The sequence below is a fragment of the Neobacillus sp. 204 genome, from assembly GCF_046562815.1.
Lineage (GTDB): Bacteria > Bacillota > Bacilli > Bacillales > Cytobacillaceae > Neobacillus.
Window position 1 is genome coordinate 1 of sequence record NZ_JBJORY010000024.1, and the last position, 21,548, is coordinate 21,548.

General features: G+C 40.8%; 21 protein-coding genes and 2 tRNA genes. 20 read left to right on the forward strand and 3 right to left on the reverse strand.

Going from position 1 to position 21,548, the window contains the following annotated elements; translation table 11 throughout:
- The first annotated feature begins 68 nt into the window (after positions 1-68).
- The 6 genes from ACJ004_RS28235 to tsaD all read left to right on the forward strand — a co-directional run bounded on the left by ACJ004_RS28235 (position 69) and on the right by tsaD (position 3,066).
- A tRNA-Met gene (locus ACJ004_RS28235) sits at positions 69-142 on the forward strand.
- 3 nt (positions 143-145) lie between these two features.
- Positions 146-222, forward strand: a tRNA-Asp gene (locus tag ACJ004_RS28240).
- A 203-nt stretch (positions 223-425) separates the two neighbouring features.
- Positions 426-881, forward strand: a complete 456-nt coding sequence (gene tsaE / locus ACJ004_RS28245; RefSeq protein WP_410896411.1) for a tRNA (adenosine(37)-N6)-threonylcarbamoyltransferase complex ATPase subunit type 1 TsaE — start codon at positions 426-428, stop codon at positions 879-881.
- On the forward strand, positions 878-1,576 hold the full coding sequence (gene tsaB / locus ACJ004_RS28250) for a tRNA (adenosine(37)-N6)-threonylcarbamoyltransferase complex dimerization subunit type 1 TsaB (RefSeq protein WP_410896412.1): 699 nt from the start codon (positions 878-880) through the stop codon (positions 1,574-1,576). Before tsaE ends, tsaB begins: the two co-directional genes overlap by 4 nt.
- Positions 1,577-1,597: 21 nt before the next feature.
- Positions 1,598-2,050: a ribosomal protein S18-alanine N-acetyltransferase gene (gene rimI / locus ACJ004_RS28255; protein WP_410896413.1), complete on the forward strand. Its 453-nt coding sequence runs from the start codon at positions 1,598-1,600 to the stop codon at positions 2,048-2,050.
- Positions 2,044-3,066, forward strand: coding sequence for a tRNA (adenosine(37)-N6)-threonylcarbamoyltransferase complex transferase subunit TsaD (gene tsaD, locus ACJ004_RS28260; RefSeq protein ID WP_410896414.1), 1,023 nt, complete (start codon positions 2,044-2,046; stop codon positions 3,064-3,066). The genes rimI and tsaD overlap by 7 nt, the downstream gene beginning before the upstream one ends.
- Before the next feature lie 372 nt (positions 3,067-3,438).
- Here tsaD and ACJ004_RS28265 read toward each other — a convergent pair whose 3' ends face one another.
- Entirely contained in the window at positions 3,439-5,358 is a 1,920-nt protein-coding gene (locus tag ACJ004_RS28265; protein ID WP_410896415.1) for an ABC transporter ATP-binding protein, read from the reverse strand.
- A gap of 179 nt (positions 5,359-5,537) precedes the next feature.
- Between ACJ004_RS28265 and moaC the strand changes: the two genes are divergently transcribed.
- The 12 genes from moaC to ACJ004_RS28325 all read left to right on the forward strand — a co-directional run bounded on the left by moaC (position 5,538) and on the right by ACJ004_RS28325 (position 18,067).
- Positions 5,538-6,035 carry a cyclic pyranopterin monophosphate synthase MoaC gene (moaC, locus tag ACJ004_RS28270; protein ID WP_410896416.1) on the forward strand — a complete coding sequence of 166 codons (498 nt, stop codon included), beginning with the start codon at positions 5,538-5,540 and terminating at the stop codon, positions 6,033-6,035.
- Between the two features lie 35 nt (positions 6,036-6,070).
- Positions 6,071-6,736 carry a redox-sensing transcriptional repressor Rex gene (locus ACJ004_RS28275; protein ID WP_410896417.1) on the forward strand — a complete coding sequence of 222 codons (666 nt, stop codon included), beginning with the start codon at positions 6,071-6,073 and terminating at the stop codon, positions 6,734-6,736.
- A 156-nt stretch (positions 6,737-6,892) separates the two neighbouring features.
- Positions 6,893-8,140, forward strand: a complete 1,248-nt coding sequence (gene ystJ, locus ACJ004_RS28280; protein WP_410896418.1) for an NADP-dependent malic enzyme — start codon at positions 6,893-6,895, stop codon at positions 8,138-8,140.
- Between the two features lie 227 nt (positions 8,141-8,367).
- Entirely contained in the window at positions 8,368-9,120 is a 753-nt protein-coding gene (locus ACJ004_RS28285; protein WP_410896419.1) for a sulfite exporter TauE/SafE family protein, read from the forward strand.
- A 38-nt stretch (positions 9,121-9,158) separates the two neighbouring features.
- Positions 9,159-10,760, forward strand: coding sequence for a DcuS/MalK family sensor histidine kinase (dcuS, locus tag ACJ004_RS28290; protein ID WP_410896420.1), 1,602 nt, complete (start codon positions 9,159-9,161; stop codon positions 10,758-10,760).
- Positions 10,757-11,464 (forward strand): response regulator, encoded by a 708-nt coding sequence (locus tag ACJ004_RS28295; protein WP_410896421.1) that lies wholly within the window; start codon positions 10,757-10,759, stop codon positions 11,462-11,464. The genes dcuS and ACJ004_RS28295 overlap by 4 nt, the downstream gene beginning before the upstream one ends.
- 117 nt (positions 11,465-11,581) lie before the next feature.
- Positions 11,582-12,928 (forward strand): 2-hydroxycarboxylate transporter family protein, encoded by a 1,347-nt coding sequence (locus ACJ004_RS28300; RefSeq protein ID WP_410896422.1) that lies wholly within the window; start codon positions 11,582-11,584, stop codon positions 12,926-12,928.
- Between the two features lie 113 nt (positions 12,929-13,041).
- Positions 13,042-14,256 carry an NAD(P)-dependent malic enzyme gene (locus ACJ004_RS28305; RefSeq protein WP_410896423.1) on the forward strand — a complete coding sequence of 405 codons (1,215 nt, stop codon included), beginning with the start codon at positions 13,042-13,044 and terminating at the stop codon, positions 14,254-14,256.
- Between the two features lie 185 nt (positions 14,257-14,441).
- Positions 14,442-15,065, forward strand: coding sequence for a YhbD family protein (locus tag ACJ004_RS28310; RefSeq protein ID WP_410896424.1), 624 nt, complete (start codon positions 14,442-14,444; stop codon positions 15,063-15,065).
- 12 nt (positions 15,066-15,077) lie between these two features.
- Positions 15,078-15,797: a polymer-forming cytoskeletal protein gene (locus ACJ004_RS28315; protein ID WP_410896425.1), complete on the forward strand. Its 720-nt coding sequence runs from the start codon at positions 15,078-15,080 to the stop codon at positions 15,795-15,797.
- 17 nt (positions 15,798-15,814) lie between these two features.
- Positions 15,815-16,528 (forward strand): cytoplasmic protein, encoded by a 714-nt coding sequence (locus ACJ004_RS28320; protein WP_410896426.1) that lies wholly within the window; start codon positions 15,815-15,817, stop codon positions 16,526-16,528.
- Between the two features lie 12 nt (positions 16,529-16,540).
- A complete protein-coding gene (locus tag ACJ004_RS28325; RefSeq protein WP_410896427.1) occupies positions 16,541-18,067 on the forward strand; it encodes an MDR family MFS transporter in 1,527 nt (508 codons plus the stop codon).
- 45 nt (positions 18,068-18,112) lie between these two features.
- Here ACJ004_RS28325 and ACJ004_RS28330 read toward each other — a convergent pair whose 3' ends face one another.
- Both ACJ004_RS28330 and ACJ004_RS28335 read right to left on the reverse strand, forming a co-directional pair.
- Positions 18,113-18,325, reverse strand: a complete 213-nt coding sequence (locus ACJ004_RS28330) for a YdiK family protein (RefSeq protein ID WP_410896428.1) — start codon at positions 18,323-18,325, stop codon at positions 18,113-18,115.
- Positions 18,322-19,041: a CPBP family intramembrane glutamic endopeptidase gene (locus ACJ004_RS28335; RefSeq protein WP_410896429.1), complete on the reverse strand. Its 720-nt coding sequence runs from the start codon at positions 19,039-19,041 to the stop codon at positions 18,322-18,324. Before ACJ004_RS28335 ends, ACJ004_RS28330 begins: the two co-directional genes overlap by 4 nt.
- Positions 19,042-19,487: 446 nt before the next feature.
- On the opposite strand from ACJ004_RS28335, the gene groES reads away from it, so the two are divergent.
- Together groES and groL are read left to right on the forward strand one after the other, a co-directional pair.
- Positions 19,488-19,775, forward strand: coding sequence for a co-chaperone GroES (gene groES / locus ACJ004_RS28340; RefSeq protein WP_026565252.1), 288 nt, complete (start codon positions 19,488-19,490; stop codon positions 19,773-19,775).
- Positions 19,776-19,884: 109 nt separating this feature from the next.
- Positions 19,885-21,522, forward strand: a complete 1,638-nt coding sequence (groL, locus tag ACJ004_RS28345) for a chaperonin GroEL (protein WP_410896430.1) — start codon at positions 19,885-19,887, stop codon at positions 21,520-21,522.
- Positions 21,523-21,548 lie beyond the last annotated feature (26 nt).

Genomic DNA, 21,548 nt, shown 5'->3' on the forward strand with positions numbered 1-21,548 from the left:
GGTTTAAAAAAACCGTATATATTACTTAATTTAGTGATATAATAATATGGTGCAATAATTTCTATTGTCGCGGGGTGGAGCAGTCTGGTAGCTCGTCGGGCTCATAACCCGAAGGTCGCAGGTTCAAATCCTGTCCCCGCAATTTGGTCTGGTAGTTCAGTTGGTTAGAATGCCTGCCTGTCACGCAGGAGGTCGCGGGTTCGAGTCCCGTCCAGACCGCCATTTATATTGTAAAATGAGTACGAAACAAGGTTTCGTCTTTTTTTATGCAGTTTAATAATCGACAGCTTTTTTGCTCAATTGTAAAAAATCAGGTAAACTACATATGAAATAGGTATCCTTAGGAGAGATCCTAAGGTTTTTTTGCACATAAATAAGGTAAAATGAAGATATGTGCCACAATGTTAAAATAAAAAGGTGATTGAATGAACCAATTCGAACGGATTACAACAGATTCTGAAGAGACTTCCCAATTTGCTGCAAGATTGGCTGGCTTCTTACAGCCTGGAGATGTCATCGCGCTTGAAGGTGATTTGGGTGCGGGAAAAACAACCTTCACAAAGGGGTTGGCTAAAGGATTAGAAATCAAGAAAACGGTGAACAGCCCGACTTTTACCATTATCAAAGAATATAAGGGGAAGTTGCCATTATATCACATGGATGTCTACCGGGTTGCAGATGCCTATGAAGACCTGGGTTTTGATGAGTACTTTGAAGGAGATGGAGTAACTGTTGTGGAATGGGCTCATTTAATTGAAGAGCAGCTCCCGCAGGAAAGACTGACCATCTACTTGTATCGTGAAGAAGGGGATCAGAGAAGAATGGTTTTCGTTCCACAGGGAAAAAGATATGAGCAATTATGTAAGGAGACTTTTTCATGACCATATTAGCGATTGATACTTCTAACTATACCTTAGGAGTAGCGCTTTTAGAAGAGAACCAAGTACTTGGTGAATATATAACCAATTTAAAAAAGAACCATTCTGTTCGTATTATGCCTGCCATTCAAACACTGATGAAAGATTGTGATCGGGTGCCATCGGATTTAACGAAGATAGTGGTAGCCAAAGGACCGGGTTCCTATACAGGAGTTAGAATAGGGGTAACCATTGCTAAAACGTTAGCCTGGACCTTAAACATTCCACTTGTAGGTATTTCAAGCCTTGAAATACTAGCAGCGGGTGTCAGCCGTTATTTTAATAGCTATGTCTCGCCTATTTTCGATGCTAGAAGGGGACAAGTTTATACAGGCTTGTATCAATATCAGAGAAATGAACTTCTAGCGGTTAAAGAGGATCGCTTAGTCATGTTAACTGATTGGGCTGAATCTCTAGTAGAAGCCGGGAAACCGATCTTATTTATCGGGAATGACTTACCGCTCCATCAAGCAACCATCGAAGCTCATTTGGGATCGCAGGCGATTTTCGCGGCTATTACGGAACATAATCCTCGTCCATCCGAGCTTGCCCTTCTTGGTAAGGATAAACCAGGTGAGGACATTCATTCTTTTGTTCCAAATTATATCCGTTTAGCTGAAGCAGAAGCAAAATGGTTAGAAGCGAAAGGAAAAATATGAAATGGATAGGAATAGAGCGTTATGGTAGATTCATTTGTTTTTCGTAACATGAGGGAAGAGGATATTGACCAAATCTTAGAAGTAGAGCATGCATCCTTTACAACTCCATGGAGTCGTGAAGCTTTTTATAATGAATTACACAATAATCGATTTGCTGTTTATATTGTACTAGAGGAAAATAATAAAATCCTTGGATACTGTGGGGCCTGGATTGTCATTGACGAGGCCCATGTTACGAATGTAGCGATCTTGCCTGAATTTAGGGGCAGGAAACTTGGGGAAGCTATATTGAGAAAAATGATGTCAGTAGCCCGAGAGATGGGAGCAAAAAGCATGACTCTAGAAGTGCGAGTGTCCAATCATGTGGCACAATCTCTTTATCGAAAGCTAGGCTTTCAAAATGGCGGAATCCGTAAAAATTATTATTCTGATAATCAGGAAGATGGTTTAGTGATGTGGGTAAAATTATGTTAAAAGATCAATGGATTATGGGTATTGAAACGAGTTGTGATGAGACTGCTGTCGCCATTATTAAGAATGGCCGTGAAATTGTTGCGAATGTAGTGGCATCGCAAATTGAAAGTCATAAACGATTTGGGGGGGTTGTCCCTGAAATTGCTTCCCGCCACCATGTAGAGCAAATTACCATTGTTACAGAGGAGGCATTGAGGCAAGCAAATATTACGTTTGCTGAGATTGATGCGATTGCTGTTACTGAGGGACCAGGACTAGTCGGCGCCCTTTTAATCGGAGTAAATGCTGCGAAAGCATTGGCTTTTGCTCAAAACAAACCACTAGTTCCCGTTCATCATATTGCAGGACATATTTATGCAAATAGGCTGGTTACGGAAATGAAATTCCCGCTTCTTTCCCTTGTCGTTTCAGGTGGGCATACAGAGCTAGTATATATGAAGGAGCATGGTCATTTTGAAGTGATTGGGGAAACAAGAGATGACGCTGCAGGAGAAGCCTACGACAAGGTTGCCCGCACATTGAACATGCCTTACCCTGGCGGACCTCATATTGATCGCTTGGCCCAGTCGGGTAATCCGACGATTCACTTACCTCGGGCTTGGCTGGAGGAAGGATCCTATGATTTTAGTTTTAGTGGCTTAAAGTCAGCTGTTATTAATACGGTCCATAATGCTGAGCAGCGTGGTGAGGTGATTGCCCCAGAAGACCTAGCAGCCAGCTTTCAAGACAGTGTGATTGAAGTGTTAGTAACAAAAACAGAAAAGGCTGTCGCGGAATACGGGGTAGAGCAAGTATTGGTAGCTGGCGGGGTAGCGGCAAATAAAGGGTTAAGAAATGCGTTAGAAAAGGCTTTTTCAAATAAGCCAGGGATTGAATTAGTGATTCCGCCGTTATCGCTATGTACGGATAATGCGGCAATGATTGGTGCCGCTGGAAGTGTGATGTTTGAAAAAGGAATTCGAGCAAATTTGACGTTAAATGCCAATCCTGGACTAGATATCGAGTTATATAATTAAAAACTCTTCTGGATAAGAAGAGTTTTTTTGTTGATAAGATATTTTTAAAATTAATAGGAAAAGGTTTTAATGTGGATAAGTGACCTGTTTTCTGTGTATAATGTGGATAACTCAGGTTATTATTGTGGATATTGTGGAAAAGTAATAAAAACATTGCAATAACTCTGTTTACAATGTGAATAAGCTTGTGGAAAAGTGAATAAATTTTATCAAAAATACACTTATCGAATGTTGTCGAGATATGTCTTTTCTTCTCTTATGGCTTTGTTAAACTTGTCTGTTGATTTCTGCTCCAATCAACAGAGTGGAAAAATTAACAATAACCTTTAACACAGCCCTTCTAATAGAAAAAAACCGAGCTCTGCTCGGTTTTTACTCTGCCAGCTCCGCCCATGCTTCCATTAATTGCTCGAGCTCCGCTTTAGCTTTTTCATTTTTTATGTTGATTTCTAATACCTTCTCATGATTTTGAAAAATGTCAGGTTCGCATAATTGCTGCTCGAACTCCTGAATTTGTTCCTCTAACTCTTCAATTCTTTGTTCTACTTCGTCTAGTTTTCGTTGTCGTTGTCGTTCTTGTTTCTTACTTTCCTTATCCTGTTGATAAGTATTTTTCTCAAATGCATCCGTTTGGGCAGACTTTTTTGGTGAATCCGCCAGGGCTAGTGCAGCGAGTTCTTCCTGCTCAAGCTTCTTCTCTAGATAATAATCATAATCACCCAAATACTCCGTACTTCCATGACGGCTTAGCTCCAAGACCTTTGTGGCAATCCGGTTAATAAAATACCTGTCATGAGAGACAAAAAGAATCGTCCCAGGGTAATCGATTAATGCATTCTCAAGAACTTCCTTACTGTCTAAATCTAAATGGTTTGTGGGCTCATCCAAAATTAACACATTTGCTTTTTCCAACATTAGCTTAGCCAGTGCCAGTCGTGCCTTCTCCCCGCCGCTTAAGGTGGAAACAATTTTTAAGACATCATCACCGGAAAATAAGAAATTACCAAGTACCGTTCGAATCTCTTTTTCATTTTTTAACGGGTAATCATCCCATAGCTCATTTAAAACACGCTTATTGGAAGTTAATTCTGCTTGCTCCTGATCATAATAGCCGATGGCAAGGTTTGTCCCATAGAGAATTGTTCCTTCAAGGGGAGCCAGTTTTTTAATAAGGGTTTTTAATAAGGTTGATTTACCGATCCCATTCGGACCTACTAAGGCAATGCTTTCACCCTTAAAGGCGCGAAAAGAGATGTCCGCTGAAACCCTTTCGCCCTGATAGCCTACAGCTAGGGAATCGACCGTTAAAACGTCATTGCCGCTTTGTTTTTCAATTTCAAACGAGAAGGTAGCCGACTTTTCATCCCCAAATGGGCGGTCCATCAGTTCCATCTTCTCAAGCTTTTTGCGACGGCTTTGGGCACGTTTGGTTGTCGATGCCCGTGCTAGATTTCGGTTAATGAAGTCCTGCAGATCAGCAACCTCTTGCTGTTGTTTTTCAAAAAGCTTTAAATCACGCTCATAATTAGCCGCTTTTTGATCAAGGTAGGAACTATAGTTACCTGTAAACCTTTGAATTTGCTTACGGGATACTTCATAAACCTGCGTAACCACTTTATCTAAAAAATATCGGTCATGGGAAACAATTAAAATGGCCCCGTGGTAACTTTGCAAATATTGCTCCAGCCAGGAAAGGGTATCAATATCGAGATGGTTGGTCGGCTCGTCCAATATTAAGATATCGGGCTTGGTTAAGAGCAGCTTACCAAGGGCAAGCCGAGTTTTTTGACCTCCGCTTAAACTGGATATCATCAGGGATTTATCAGGAAAATTTAACCCATGAAGGACAGAACGCAGCTCTGCCTCGTACTGATATCCACCTTGCTCTTTAAATTTCACCTGCAGATGATCGTACTCTTTTAGGACTTTCTCGTATCTCCCATGGTCATCAAAAACAAGAGGATCGGCCATTTGTTCTTCAAGGGTACGGAGTGATTTTTCCATTAAAAGCAGTGGTTCAAAGACTGTCAGCATTTCTTCCCATATGGACAAAGAAGACTCTAAACCAGTATTTTGTGCTAGATAGCCAATCGTTACTTCTTTTGGCTTAATGATTTCTCCGCCATCATGCGACAGGTGTCCAGCAATAATCTTCAATAATGTCGATTTTCCTGCCCCATTGCGTCCCACTAAAGCCACACGGTCTCGAGTTTGTAATTCTAGTTTAATATTCGATAAAATAAGGTCAGCACCATAATATTTTTGTAGTTGATTAACCTGTAACAAAATCATTCTCATTCACCTCTATTACATAGGTTTAGTGTACCTTATTCCCGGTATGTCGGCAATAAACTGCTAAGCAGGTTAGGAGGATGAGAGTTTTAATTCGACAAAAAACCTTGGATTTAGTTCAAAGTTTCACACACATAGAAGGAAAAATAGTGTATGATTTGATGGGAGGATTTTTTTATATGGCAGAATTTACTCATTTTAATGAAGAAGGCCGAGCAAAAATGGTCGATGTCAGTGATAAGCCTGAAACGGCACGTACGGCAATTGCTCATTCCAGCATTACCATTAGTAAAGAAATTTATGATAAAATTACCAATAACGAGATGAAAAAAGGCGATGTCTTAGCAGTGGCTCAGGTAGCTGCAGTCATGGCAGCAAAAAAGACTTGGGATTTGATTCCGATGTGTCATCCGATTCCATTAACAGGGGTTAATATTTCTTTTTCCTGGGAACAGGACACGCAAGAGAACTATCGTTTAAATATAGCAGCAGCCGTTAAAACCAAGGGGAATACAGGGGTAGAAATGGAAGCGTTAACAGCCGCTTCAGCGTGTGCTTTAACGGTTTATGATATGTGTAAAGCCGTTGATAAAGGTATGGTGATTGGACCGACGTATCTTGTCGAAAAAACGGGCGGTAAAAATGGTGATTTTAAGAGAACTGAAAAAGTTAAATGATATTTAACTAAATTATCCAAGGGGTGTGGGAGATTATGAGTAATGAAACAATGAAAATACCACAGGCGACAGCAAAACGGCTGCCCCTCTATTACCGATTTCTAAAAAACCTGCATACATCCGGTAAACAAAGGGTCTCTTCAGCCGAACTAAGTGAAGCAGTAAAGGTAGACTCCGCCACAATTCGCCGCGATTTTTCTTATTTCGGTGCATTGGGGAAAAAGGGTTATGGGTACAATGTTAATTATTTGATATCCTTCTTCCGTAAAACTTTGGACCAGGATGAGTTAACAAAGGTTGCCTTAATAGGGGTTGGAAATCTAGGCACGGCGTTCTTAAATTATAATTTTTTAAAAAATAATAACACAAAAATAGAATGTGCCTTTGATGTTGATCCAGAAAAAATGGGAACCAAGATTCGCGAGGTCCCAGTTTATCATATGGATGAATTAGAGAAGGTTTTAACTGAGGGGGGTATATCCGTTGCCATTTTAACGGTTCCGGCCCCTGTAGCACAGATGATTACCGACCGACTTGTAAGTGCAAATGTAAAGGGGATATTAAACTTTACTCCAGCACGATTAAATGTCCCTCCACTGATTAGGGTGCATCATATTGACCTGGCAGTGGAGCTGCAATCGCTTGTCTATTTTTTAAAGCATTATCCGACGGTGGAAGTAGAGGAAGAAGAAGAAGAATAACTAGTTAAGAGGCTTTTCACAGAATTTGTGGAAAGCCTTTTGTATTTTTAAACCCTGCTTTTTTTAATTACATAATCTATCAAAATACGGACGTATGGACTAAGATTTAGGTAGATTAATGCAAACGGTTACTAAACCGGAAAGTGGGGAAATCCAATGTCAAGTTTACGAGTTGAAGCGTTAAAAATGCACAAGAAGCATCAAGGAAAAGTCGGGATTTATTCAAAGGTTAAGGTACATAATGCAAAGGATTTAAGCTTAGCATATTCACCTGGTGTGGCAGAGCCTTGTATGGATATTTATGAAGACGAAAGCAAAGTCTATGATTACACTTCAAAGGGCAATCTTGTTGCGGTCGTTTCAAATGGAACTGCAGTCCTTGGGCTGGGAAATATTGGACCAAAAGCAGCGATGCCTGTTATGGAAGGAAAGGCCGTGTTATTCAAATCCTTCGCAGATGTTGACGCATTTCCTATTTGCTTAGCCACCACTGACACAGACCAAATTGTAGAAACCGTTAAGTTACTAGAACCAACATTTGGAGGCGTGAACCTAGAGGATATTGCGGCTCCACAATGCTTTGAAATTGAAGACCGCCTCCGCAAAGCCTGTGAGATTCCAGTTTTTCATGATGACCAGCATGGAACTGCGATTGTAACAGTGGCTGGTTTAATTAATGCATTAAAATTGGCGGAAAAGAAAATTGAAGAAATTCGTGTCGTAGTTAATGGAGCAGGTTCGGCTGGAGTAGCAATTGTTAAGCTCTTGTTACATATGGGTGTTAAGGATGTTATTTTATGTGATACAAAAGGAATTATTTATGAAGGCCGGCAGTCCGGAATGAATCGATTCAAGGATGAAATGGCGCGAATGACTAATCGCAATCAAAAGCAAGGAACGTTAGCCGATGCACTAGTTGATGCAGATGTGTTTGTAGGGGTATCAGCTGCTGGTGCCGTTACAAAGGAAATGGTTGGTTCGATGCACAGTGACCCGATTATTTTTGCCATGGCAAACCCGGTACCGGAAATTATGCCGGATGAGGCAAAAAAAGCTGGCGCACTTGTAGTGGGGACAGGACGTTCTGATTTTTCAAACCAGGTCAATAATGTGCTTGCCTTCCCAGGCATTTTTCGGGGTGCTTTAGATGTACGTGCCAAAGAAATCAATGAGGAAATGAAGCTTGCCGCGGTATATGCGATTGCTGGTTTGATTTCTAATGAAGAGCTTCATGCGGATTATGTCATACCGGATCCATTTGACCCTAGGGTTGCTGCAGAAGTAGCGGCGGCAGTGGCTTTTGCTGCAATGAAAACAGGGGTAGCCAAAAGAAATGTCAATGTTGCAGAAATTAAACTGCGCCTAATGGAATTAACAGACACCAAACAACCAGTGCTTGTTTAAGTCCAAGTTTCAAAAAATACTAGCTTTTAATGAAGGACTATCTCATTCAAGTGTGAGATAGTCTTTAAATTTATGGAAATTAGAGCATGATTCAGATAGGATATAAAATTTTTAGTACAATAATAGATGATTCTGCAATTTTTTTTTCAAATCAGTCTGTAATCAGGACTATTTATAAGTCATTTCCTAGAAGGATATCTAGGGTTTTGCAATTGGAGGGGATGAAGTTGGCAATTGTGCTGACTATGTTTGTGCTGGGGGTTTTATTAGGATTTGTTGGAGCAGGGGGCTCTGGCTTTATTATTGCCATCTTAACAGTTATTTTTGGAGTTCCAATACATGTGGCGTTAGGGACTTCTCTAGCAGCAATGGTGTTTACTACTTTGTCAGGTGCCTACAGCCATTTTCGTCAAGGAAATATCTCTATTAAAACAGGTCTAATTGTAGGTGGGTTTGGTTCAGTTGCTTCCTATTTTGGTTCAAAGCTCGCTGGATTGATTCCAATCCATTCTTTACATTGGTTGACAGCGGGGATGTTATTTCTATCTGCGGTGATCTTGGTGGTCCGCTTATTCATTGTTCAGAAAATAAAGGCAGATAACAAAAAAGAGACAACAAGCAACCTTATTCTTATTAAGAGAGCGGCTGTAGTCGGAGTGGTTACAGGGTTGTTGTCGGGAACATTTGGGATTGGTGCTGCACCGTTTATTCAAATTGGCTTGCTTTTGATTATGGGACTCACACTTAAACAATCAGTGGGTACGACAATGCTCGTTATTTTGCCGATCGCTTTAGCAGGGGGAGTCGGCTATTATTTCCAAGGGTACTTGAATTTTACCCTTTTAATTGAAGTGGTCGCAGGAACAATGATTGGCACCTATGTTGGTGCTAAGTTTACAGACCTTGCACCTCAGCCTGTATTAAAAAGTGCGATGGTCCTAACCCCTATTTTAGCAGGAGCAATTTTACTCATAAGTTAATATATGGGGGCTGTCGACTGCCAAAGATGGAGGGAAATATGAGAAAGGGAAGATGGAGTTTAAAATCGGTGATTATTGTATTTGTTTGCCTTGTGGTTACTTTTTCCCTATTGATAACTGATTTACTTATAAGTTCCAGAATTGCTTCAGAGACGGAAAAAAATCAGGCTGCACAGGCAAGAAATGTAGCTCGAATGGTTGCACATAGTCCGCTTGTAATTGAAGCGATGAGTGGGAAACGGGATGAAAAGGAAATTCAGACCTATGCAAATGAAATGAGAAAGGTCACAAATGTTTACTTTATTGTGGTGATGGATATGAAGGGAATCCGCAAATCCCACCCCGATAGTAAAAAAATAGGGTTAAAGTTCAAGGGTGGAGATGAAGGACCTGTCCTAAAAGGAAAAGAGAATGAGTCTATTTCAAAGGGGTCTCTTGGACCTTCATTACGCTCGTTTACACCAATTAAGGATGCAACAGGGAAGCAGATTGGGGCAGTAGCCGTTGGGATTTCTCTAGATAATGTGGAAAAGGCAGTCAGAAAGAGCCGAACCGGGATCTATATTGGGACAATGATTGGAATCTTAATCGGTGTTATCGGGGCTGTTATTTTAGCGAGGTATATAAAAAAAATCTTACTTGGGCTTGAGCCGGTTGCGATTGCTAAATTATTAGAGGAACGGAGCGCGATGCTTCAATCAGTCCGTGAAGGGATTGTCGCGGTTGATCAAGAGTCAAACATAACACTTGTCAATCGAGCTGCTTTAAAGATGTTTAAAAAGGCGGGCCTGCCCGATAACCCAATGGGGAAAAATATAGAAAAATATATGTCGACAACTCGCTTAAATGATCTCTTAAAAACAGGTAAAGCGGAATTGGATGAAGAACAGAACGTAAACGGGATGACCATTCTAACCAACCGAGTCCCTGTTATTGTTGGGAATAAGGTAGTGGGTGCAATTGCTACTTTTCGCGATAAAACAGAAATACAAGTACTCGCTGAAGAACTAACAGGAGTAAGAACTTACGCAGATGCACTTCGTGCCCAAGCACATGAGTTTATGAATAAACTTCATGTTATTTTGGGGATGGTCCATACTGGGTATTATGAAAAAGTTGTCGAATATATCAATGAAATAGTAGATCATCGTAATAATGAAATTGGCTTCGTTACCAAAAAGATAAAGGACCCTGTTTTAGCAGGCTTTTTAATTGGAAAGTTGAGTTATGCAAGGGAATCAGGGACGGAGTTATCTGTTTCCTGTGAACAACCCCTTCCTCAACCAGCGGATTCAGATGTAACACACAAACTAATTACCATTGTTGGTAATTTAATTGATAATGCCATTATGGCTGTGACCGGTTGTGCAGTCAAAAAAGTAAAAGTAGAATTTGATTATGCAGATGATATTTTAACAATTGAAGTAAAAGATACAGGAACAGGGATGAGCGATGAAATACAAAATCAAATTTTTAACAAAGGATTCTCCACAAATGGTGAAAATAGAGGGTTAGGATTGTATCTCGTCTCGCAAGCGGTTAAAAAGTTGGAAGGGGACTTAATTCTTTCATCAAAGCCAGGAATAGGGACCGTTTTTGCTGTGTATTTACCATATAATCGGGAGGGGGGGTCAGAATGATTCGTGTGATGATTGTTGAAGATGATCCAATGGTGGCTGAATTTAATAAACGTTATCTCGAGCAAGTTCATGGGTTTACATTGATGGCAATGGCAACATCTGTGGACGAGGCGATTAAGTACATTGAAAAACTAGAAATCGATCTTATCTTATTGGATATATTTATGCCGGGGAAACTAGGATTAGAGCTGTTAACCTACCTCCGTGAAAATGACAAAGAGACCGATGTTATTATTATTTCAGCAGCTTCAGATATGGAGCGGATTAAAAAGGCCTTAAGGTACGGAGCTGTAGATTATTTAATTAAGCCTTTTGAATTTGAACGCTTCAGTAAAGCGTTAGTCGCCTATAAGAACCAAACAAAGGTTATTCAGACTCAACCTGTGATTAATCAAGACGTCTTGGACCAACAAATCCTGCACCGAGAGGAAAGGCCCCTTATCGAAGACCTGCCGAAGGGATTGACGAAAGATACCCTAAAACAAATTTGGGAGACAATTTTGGAGTTAAAAAATGCCCCGTTTTCAACTGAGGACGTTGTAAAAGTCGTCGGAATTTCCCGGGTTTCTGTCCGTAAGTATTTAAATTTTTTAAAGGAAATTGGAATCCTGGATGTTAAGGTAATTTACGGTACAGTTGGAAGACCCGTATACCAGCATGAATTTAATCAATTGAAAGAATATCTAATCAAAAACTTTTTGTAAGCAGCGTAAAACTGCTTACTTTTTTTATTTACAAAAACCTTTTTAAATTTACATAAACTATGAAAGCGTTTTAATACGAAATATGATAGAAACATGAAAAGATGGGGGGATGAGATGATGGAACCAGCAAGAAAGTTGCAACCGCTTACGGTTGTTGAGGAGGAAAAAGTAGAAAAGAAAGGGCTTCTAGGTAAATTTGGCAGTGTGAAGATAGGGGTTGTTCCATTGCCGCTTTATATCGTTATTGCAGCTGTTGTCTACTTTTCAGCTGTCTATAAACTGCTTCCGGCAGATATGATTGGCGGCTTTGCCATCATTATTGTAATGGGTATTTTACTGGGTGATCTTGGCATGAAGATTCCGGTCTTGAAGGATATTGGCGGCCCGGCAATTTTAGCACTCTTGATTCCGTCTATTTTAGTCTTTTTTAATGTGATTAACACAACTGGAATGAACGCGGTTACACAGTTGATGAAAACATCCAATTTCCTTTACCTTTATATCTCTATTTTAGTAGTAGGAAGTATTCTTGGGATGAATCGCAGAGTCTTAATTCAAGGCTTCACACGCATGTTTATCCCGCTTATTTTCGGGACCATTGCATCTGTTACAGTAGGGGTTCTTGTTGGATTGCTTTTTGGATATGACATGAAACACACCCTGTTCTATATTGTTGTTCCAATAATCGGTGGCGGTATCGGAGAAGGAATCTTACCTCTTTCATTAGGCTATGCAGAGGTTCTAGGAAAATCTTCAGAAACATTTGTTGGCCAATTGATTCCAGCCGCTGTTATCGGGAATATTGTCGCGATCGTTTGTGCGGGTATTTTATCACGCATAGGTGAGAAAAAGAAGCATCTTACTGGTAATGGAGTATTAGTGAAAACAAAAGGCGGCGATGGAATCACAGAAGCCGCAACGATTGATAAACCGGTTGATTTTCCACTCATGGGTGCTGGACTGTTAATTGCATGTAGTTTCTTTATCTTAGGCGGGCTTGGAAATAAATTCCTCGGTATTCCTGGACCTGTATTAATGATTATTGCAGCCGCAGTGGTAAAAAGTATAAAGGTTATGCCAGCTAAAATGGAACAAGGTGCCTATCACTTATATAAATTTGTATCATCGTGCTTGACGTGGCCATTAATGGTTGGGTTAGGTATGCTTTATATTCCGCTTAAGGATGTAGTGAAAATCGTAACACCTGGATATGCGGTTGTTTGTACCTCTGTGGTAGTCGCCATGATTACTACTGGTTACTTCGTAGGAAAGTGGATGAAGATGTACCCGGTAGACTCAGCGATTGTTACAGGCTGCCATAGCGGTTTAGGAGGAACAGGGGATGTGGCGATTCTTTCAGCTTCCAACCGGATGTCCTTGATGCCATTTGCCCAAGTTTCGACTAGAATCGGGGGAGCTTCAACTGTTATTTTGGCTATTTTATTGCTGAAATTATTAAGCTAGTCACTCGTAATTCGGGATGTGCCTGACTGTATCGTCCCGAATTTTGTTTAAGATTGGTTGATTTTCATCCGAATGAACAATTAGTTTAAAAGTGACCAAAGGAGAAGGTTTTAATGAATGAAAGCAAGATAAAAGAACAGGCAGTGCTGCTCCACAAAAGGCTTGCAGGTAAGATTGGCATCGTCAGTAAAGTAGAGGTTAACAATGCGGATGATTTAAGTTTAGCCTATACGCCAGGTGTAGCGGAGCCATGTAAGATTATTGCGAAAAATAGTGAGGCTTCATTTGAGCATACAGGGCGTGGTAATTTAGTAGCAGTTGTCACAGATGGAACAGCAGTATTAGGGTTAGGAGATATTGGCCCTGAGGCCGCTATGCCTGTAATGGAGGGAAAGGCGGTTTTATTTAAACAATTTGCGGGGATTGATGCTTATCCACTGTGCTTGGGAACAAAAAATGTCGAGGAGATTGTCAATATTATCAAAGCATTAGAGCCAACGTTTGGCGGAATCAATCTGGAGGATATCTCCGCTCCAAGATGCTTTGAAATTGAAGAACGCTTAAAAAACGAACTAAACATTCCAGTATTTCATGATGACCAACATGGGACAGCGATTGTTGTACTAGCCGGCCTTTTAAATGCACTGAGAATTGTTAAGAAAAGTATCTACAAGGTAAAGGTTGTCCTGAATGGTGCAGGTTCTGCCGGGATTGCGATTGCCAAGCTTTTATTAACAGCAGGATTTAAGGATATTACGTTAGTAAGCCTGGAGGGAATTCTTTGTCCAGGTGAAGAGTGGATGAACGATCGGCAAGCAGAAATAGCAGAAAGAACAAACCTGCGCAGGATACGTGGAACCCTACAGGATGCTATTAAAAACACTGACATTTTTATCGGAGTGTCTGGGCCCAAGGTTTTAACAGGGGATATGGTCAGAACCATGAATAAAGATTCAATCGTTTTTGCAATGGCAAATCCAGTACCAGAAATCTATCCAGAGGAAGCGCTAGAGGCAGGTGCAGCAGTAGTCGGCACTGGTCGTTCTGATTATCCTAATCAGGTAAATAATGTGCTCGCATTTCCAGGAATCTTTCGCGGGGCACTCGATGTTAGGGCAACCGATATCACGGAGGAAATGAAGCTTGCAGCCGCTTATGCCATTTCAAGTCTTGTAACGGATAAAGAGCTTCTTCCGGAGTACATCATTCCTAACGCCTTGGATTCACGAGTGGGGGATCGAGTTGCAACAGCTGTTTCGAATGCTGCAATTGAAGCCGGAGTAGCAAGAAAAGTCTCTACTTGCAAAAAACTAGAAGAAATCATTTGAGTGAGCGAATTTTATCTCTGCTGGTTGGATTAAAAGTAAATAGATCTCAAAAGGTCTTTCGCGTGTAAACATCGTGAAAGGCCTTTTTTATGTCAATAACGAGTAGGACAGACTAATATTTTACATTTTTACTTTACATGCGTAACAGTGTTATGTTACATTGTTTTTAGAAAGGGGTTTTTATTATGAGCGAGGAGTTAATCTCTAAGAAAGACCTATTAGAATTAGCAGGAATATCCTACGGGCAGTTATATAGATGGAAACGGAAGGACCTTATTCCGGAAGAATGGTTTGTACGCAAGTCTACATTTACGGGTCAAGAAACTTTTTTTCCAAAGGAAAAAATCTTAGAAAGAATCGAGAAAATCCAAACGATGAAAGAAAACTTATCCTTGGATGAACTAGCCGACATGTTTTCACCTAATGTGGCAAATTTAAATTATACCAAAGATGAATTAATAAAACGTAACATTGTTTCGACAGCGGTTGTCGATTTTTACTTAGAGCAGGAAAAAGGTAGTCTTCAATTTAATTTTACAAGAATGCTGGAAGTGTTTGTTTTAGAAAAACTACTTCAATCGGGTGAAATTAACTTGGAGGAAGGAAAAATGGTCCTGCAAGTGTTAAAGGACCATGCGTCGATAATTAAGCAAAAAAACTGCGAGTTGGTCATAACCCGAAAACTGGGCATGTCATCCTGCCTATTGCTGATCAATACAGAAACGTACCATTTTGAACGGGGAACAAAAATAGTTGCAACGTTATCGCTGATGACGTGCATGGAAGAAATTAAAGCGAAATTATTATAAAGGGGAATGACGATGGATACGAAAAGCAGAGGAGACTTGGTTATCAATGGCTTCGGTGCATCCAACGGGGGCCAGTTTAACGTGGTCACAATAAATGGCAGAGGGACAATTAACAACGATTTAGAATGTGTGGAGCTCGATTGTAATGGTTCCGGTATTATCAATGGTAACGTCGTTTCTGAAAAAGCAAAAGTAAACGGGCACGCGAAATTCCGAGGGAATATCGATAGTCAGCTCATCAAAATCGACGGATCCGCAAGAATTGACAAAAACCTTTCTGCTGAAAAGGTAAGGGTATCCGGTAAAGCAACCGTTGGCGGAAGAGTCAGATGTGAGGAAATCAGAATTCAGGGGACCTTTACGGTGGGTGAGGATTGTGAAGCGGAGGTCTTTAAAGCGGAATCGCAGTTTACTGTTGGCGGGCTTCTAAATGCGGACCAAATTGACATAAAAATGTTTGGAGAGTGTAAAGCAAAAGAAATGGGCGGGCAAACGATTACGGTAAAGGCAAAGGGATCACTAATCGGGAATTTGCTCAAATCATTTTTTAAACCGCAGCTGGAAACAGAACTAATTGAAGGGGACAAAATTGAACTTGAAAATACAATTGCCAAAATAGTTCGGGGGAATCAAGTTCGAATTGGTCCTAATTGTCATATTGGTCTGGTCGAATACACAGGAGAATTTTCGATGGATAAAAAGGCTGTTGTTACTGAAAACAGAAAGGTTTAAGAGGAGGGAAAAAAGAGATGATGGAAAAGAACGGAAGCCTTATTATCAATGGAACAGGAAGCTACCCTGGCGGCCATTACAATAAAATCAGTATCCGCGGGGAAGGAACGATTATTACCAATGTAAAATGTTCGGCTTTCAATATATATGGCACGAGTGAAGCCGTTGAGAATGTCGAAACAGGCTCTATGAAAGTATTTGGCGAAGTAGAGGTCAAAATGAATATGGAGGCACAGGATACCCTTGTCATGGGGACGATGATGGTCGGCGGTAATGCTCAATTGAAAAAAATGAAGATCTTTGGATTGCTGGAAGTCGGCGAAAAACTATCGGGTGATGAAGCGAACATTAAGGGAAGTATCTCTGTTAATGGCGATGTGGAGTATGAGACATTTGACTCCAGTGGCGGCTTTGAGATCAAAGGATTACTATCCGCGGATACGATTAAAGTGGGTCTTCGTTTTGGAGAGAGCTGTGCGGAGGAAATCGGCGGCGGGAAGATAACGGTGAAAAAAAAGAGTTACACTCTGCTGCCCTTTGGAAAAGAGGTAGGGTCCCTTCGTGCAAATGTTATTGAAGGCGATGACATCTATCTTGAAAATACAAAGGCGGATATAGTCCGGGGCAACAAGGTTAAAATCGGACCTGGCTGCCAAATCGGAGTGGTGGAATATAGGGATGATTTCACACATGATCCGAAAGCAACGATAAAAACAACGACAAAGTTATAAAGGAGAAATGTGATGGTAACGAAAGAAAGTAAATTAGGATTGGTAGTTGCGGGGCTCCTGCTAGGGATTTTAATGGCCTCGATGGATAATACGATCGTCGTGACGGCGATGGGAACAATTGTTGGAGATCTAGGCGGACTTGAAAGCTTTGTCTGGGTTGTTTCCGCTTATATGGTTGCTGAAATGGCCGGGATGCCGATTTTCGGTAAGTTATCCGATATGTATGGGCGAAAAAGATTCTTTATTTTTGGATTGATCTTGTTCATGGCAGGTTCCGCCTTATGTGGAACTGCTGAAACGATCACCCAATTAAGTATTTATCGTGCGATCCAGGGGATTGGCGGCGGAGCGCTTGTTCCCATAGCATTTACAATCATGTTTGACCTGTTTCCGCCAGAGAAGCGTGGGAAAATGGGCGGTCTGTTCGGTGCGGTTTTTGGATTATCGAGTATTTTTGGGCCATTGCTTGGCGCATATATAACAGATTATATCAGCTGGCATTGGATTTTTTATATTAACATGCCTCTAGGGATTTTATCCTTTATATTTATTACCATCGCTTATAAGGAATCGCCTATTCACAAAAAGCAAATCATTGATTGGTCCGGGGCGGTTAGTTTGGTTGGAGCGGTCGTATGTTTAATGTTTGCGCTTGAACTTGGGGGGCAAAAATATGACTGGGATTCTACGGTAATCATAAGCTTGTTTGCTGGATTCGCGCTTCTGTTTTTGATTTTTCTATTTGTGGAGACCAAAGCAAAGGATCCGATTATTTCCTTTTCGATGTTTAGGAACCGCTTGTTTGCAGGTAGTACCATCGTTGGCTTATTTTACGGTGCAGCCTTTATGGCAGCAACGGTTTACATCCCGATTTTTGTGCAAGGGGTTTATGGAGGGACTGCCACCAATTCAGGGTTAATATTATTGCCAATGATGCTGGGCTCGGTGGTTACCGCTCAAGCGGGAGGGTTCTTAACAACGAAGATGAGCTACCGGAATATTATGTTTATATCCGGAGTTATTTTGATTGGCGGCTTATTGTTATTGAGCACGATTACACCAGAAACAACGAGAGCAGTGTTGACGCTTTACATGATTATCATTGGTTTAGGAGTGGGCTTCTCCTTTTCGGTATTGAGCATGGCTGCGATCCATCCGTTTGGAATGGAGCAAAGGGGCTCTGCTACATCGACAAGTAACTTTATTCGTTCCTTAGGAATGACGATTGGGATTACCATTTTTGGTACGATTCAACGCAGTGATCTCAAAGAAGGATTGGAAAATGCTTTTGCGGGAATGGGGCAGGTTCCAAAGGGGCAGAATTTCGGAGATTCACGGGCCTTATTATCAGAAGAAGCAAGAAAACTAATTCCACCACCAATTCTCGATAAAATTACCGATGCACTCGCAAGTTCAATCGTCCACACATTCACATGGGCACTCGTCCCAGCTGGCCTGGCCTTCCTATTTATCTTTATCCTCGGGAAAGAGCGAATGGTCATTAACCGAAGCGAGACCTCAAAGTCGGAAGGAAAATAAAAAAGGTGTCAGCACCATGTGAATTCTTCACATGGTGCTGACACCTTAATTTTTTTTCTGCTTCTTAAACTTATCTTTGTATTTGATGTGAAAGATGATCATTTTTAGGCCTGAGCCAAAGTCAAAGGTGGCTAATAAGATGAGGAGATAGCTGAAAAATCCCCAGCCATTACTTTGAACATTATCAATGGCGAAGTAGGTAAATAGCCCGCCAAGGAGAAAGTAAATTAATCCGGAAAACAAGGGTGAACGTCTCATAGAAATCCTCCGATAAAGTTTTGAATGGCCTCAGCTTGTCTTTGCAATCGTTCAATATCGTCCTTGTACACAGACTGAACCAAGACAACTAAGGTATTCATTGAAACATGGGCAAATATTGGGACGAAAATGGATTTAGTTTTGACATAAAGAAAAGCGAACGTAAAGCCCATGGCCGAATAAAGCAAAATGTGCTGGAACTCCATATGCGCCGCAGCAAAAATGACCGAACTGATCAGCGCAGAAATAAAGAAATTATATCGATTATGAAGAGATCCGAAAATGATTTTTCGAAAAACAATTTCTTCTAAGATCGGTCCAATGATACTTGTAACAATGATCGCCAACGGAAAGGTCTCGATAATGGTCAGAATATCTTTGGTGTTTTCAGACCCCATTTCCACCCCTAATAGGTTCTCGATGATTGCCGCAACGTATTGGGCAAATAGCGCAAGGAAGATGCCGGCAATGGCCCAGATGACGTTATTACCGATGGAACCGCCCTTTCTAAAGCTGCGATTGTTCATTTCCTTTCGTAACATTAAAATAATGATTACTAAGGCAATTGTAAAACTAGCGAGGAGCCATAAAGGAACAGCAAGGCTTTGATTGATCCCAAAATATTTAAAGCCGAACAAAAAGAGTGGTATTCCGACTAGGCTGGAAAACTGCATAGCGATGTAAACAATTAAGATGATCCAATATTCCCGTTTCAAATATCTAGTCCCCTTTAGATTCTATTTTATATTTTTGGACGAATAGGTAATTAATAATCATCCATTTTTAAGGATTCTAAATCGCACAAGCCTTTAATACATACTATTCTTCATTCTACTCTTAAAACCGGTATTGTTTCAATTTAGAAATACTTTTAAATAAAAGGTATAGAATACCGTGTTTTTCGCATACTTTATAAGGTTGTCAAAAAGGATAATTGTCTATCTCCAGCGCTTAGGGGCTCTAGTCATAAGCTCCTAGGAAAAAATGAACTATTTTTTCCCTGAGGAAAACGCTTCCGCGTTTCTATTTTTTTTTGTAAATTTTTATGCTTCATACTTGCAAAAGATTTTGAGATTCATTATTATAATAATTGTGTTAGCACTCATTAATCGAGAGTGCTAATAAGTCAGAATTACATATATCTTTGAGGAGGTTGTTTGATTTGTTAAGACCATTAGGTGATCGTATTATCATTGAGCTTGTTGAATCAGAAGAAAAAACTGCAAGCGGGATCGTATTACCGGATTCAGCGAAAGAAAAGCCTCAAGAAGGAAAAGTTGTTGCCGTTGGTACTGGCCGCGTACTTGAAAGCGGAGAACGTGTAGCACTTGAAGTTTCTGTAGGCGATCGTATTATCTTCTCAAAATACGGTGGTACAGAGGTAAAATATCAAGGTACAGAATATTTAATCCTACGCGAATCAGATATTCTTGCCGTCGTTGGTGCTTAATAGAAAAGTGGCAGCGCCCGTTTAGCTGCTTATACGCTGGGCGCTCGAGTTGAACAAATATATACGTTTTAAATAAAGAAGTTAAACAATATGAGGAGGTTTTTAAACAATGGCTAAAGAGATTATGTTTAGTGAAGATGCACGCCGCGCAATGCTTCGTGGTGTTGATGCTCTAGCAAATGCGGTAAAAGTTACTCTTGGACCTAAAGGACGCAACGTGGTTCTTGAGAAAAAATTCGGTTCACCACTTATCACAAATGACGGTGTAACGATCGCAAAAGAAATCGAATTAGAAGATGCATTCGAAAACATGGGTGCAAAACTTGTTGCTGAAGTAGCAAGCAAAACAAACGATGTTGCCGGTGACGGTACAACAACTGCAACTGTTCTTGCTCAAGCGATGATTCGCGAAGGCTTAAAGAACGTAACTGCTGGTGCGAACCCAATGGGTATCCGTAAAGGAATCGAAAAAGCAGTAGCAACAGCTGTTGAAGAATTAAAAGCTATTTCTAAACCAATCGAAAACAAAGAATCGATCGCACAAGTTGCCTCTATCTCTGCGGCTGACGAAGAAGTTGGTCAATTAATCGCTGAAGCAATGGAGCGCGTTGGCAACGACGGCGTTATCACTATTGAAGAATCTAAAGGTTTCACAACTGAATTAGACGTAGTAGAAGGTATGCAATTTGACCGTGGTTACACTTCTGCTTACATGGTAACAAACACAGATAAAATGGAAGCTGTCTTAGAAAATCCATATATCTTAATCACTGATAAGAAGATTTCTAGCATTCAAGAAATCCTTCCAGTTCTTGAGCAAGTAGTTCAACAAGGCAAGCCGCTATTATTAGTTGCTGAAGATGTTGAAGGTGAAGCACTATCTACTTTAGTAGTTAACAAGCTTCGTGGAACATTCAATGCTGTTGCTGTTAAAGCTCCAGGCTTTGGTGATCGTCGTAAAGCAATGCTTGAAGATATCGCTGCTTTAACTGGCGGGGAAGTTATCACTGAAGAGTTAGGCCGTGAACTTAAAACTACACAAATCGGCTCTTTAGGACGTGCAGCTAAAGTTGTTGTGACTAAAGAAAATACAACTATCGTTGAAGGTGCAGGAGATACTGCTGAAATCGCAGCTCGTGTTAACCAAATCCGTGTTCAATTAGAAGAAACAACTTCTGAGTTTGACCGTGAAAAATTACAAGAGCGTTTAGCTAAATTAGCTGGCGGTGTAGCAGTAATCAAAGTTGGTGCTGCAACTGAAACTGAATTAAAAGAGCGCAAACTTCGTATCGAAGACGCTTTAAACTCAACTCGTGCTGCAGTTGAAGAAGGTATCGTATCCGGTGGTGGTGTTGCCCTTCTTAACGTATACAGCAAGGTAGCTGCACTTCAAGCTGAAGGCGACGTTGCAACAGGTATTAACATTGTACTACGTGCGATGGAAGAGCCAGTTCGCACAATTGCTCACAATGCAGGCCTTGAAGGATCTGTTATTGTTGACCGCTTAAAGCGTGAAGAAGTTGGAACAGGCTTCAACGCTGCGAACGGCGAATGGGTAAACATGATCCAAGCTGGTATCGTTGACCCCACTAAAGTTACTCGTTATGCATTACAAAACGCAGCATCTGTTGCGGCTATGTTCTTAACAACTGAAGCAGTTGTTGCTGATAAGCCTGAACCAGCTGGTTCTGGAATGCCTGACATGTCCGGTATGGGCGGCATGGGTGGAATGGGCGGCATGATGTAACCCATCATTCTTGTGAAGCTGTCATG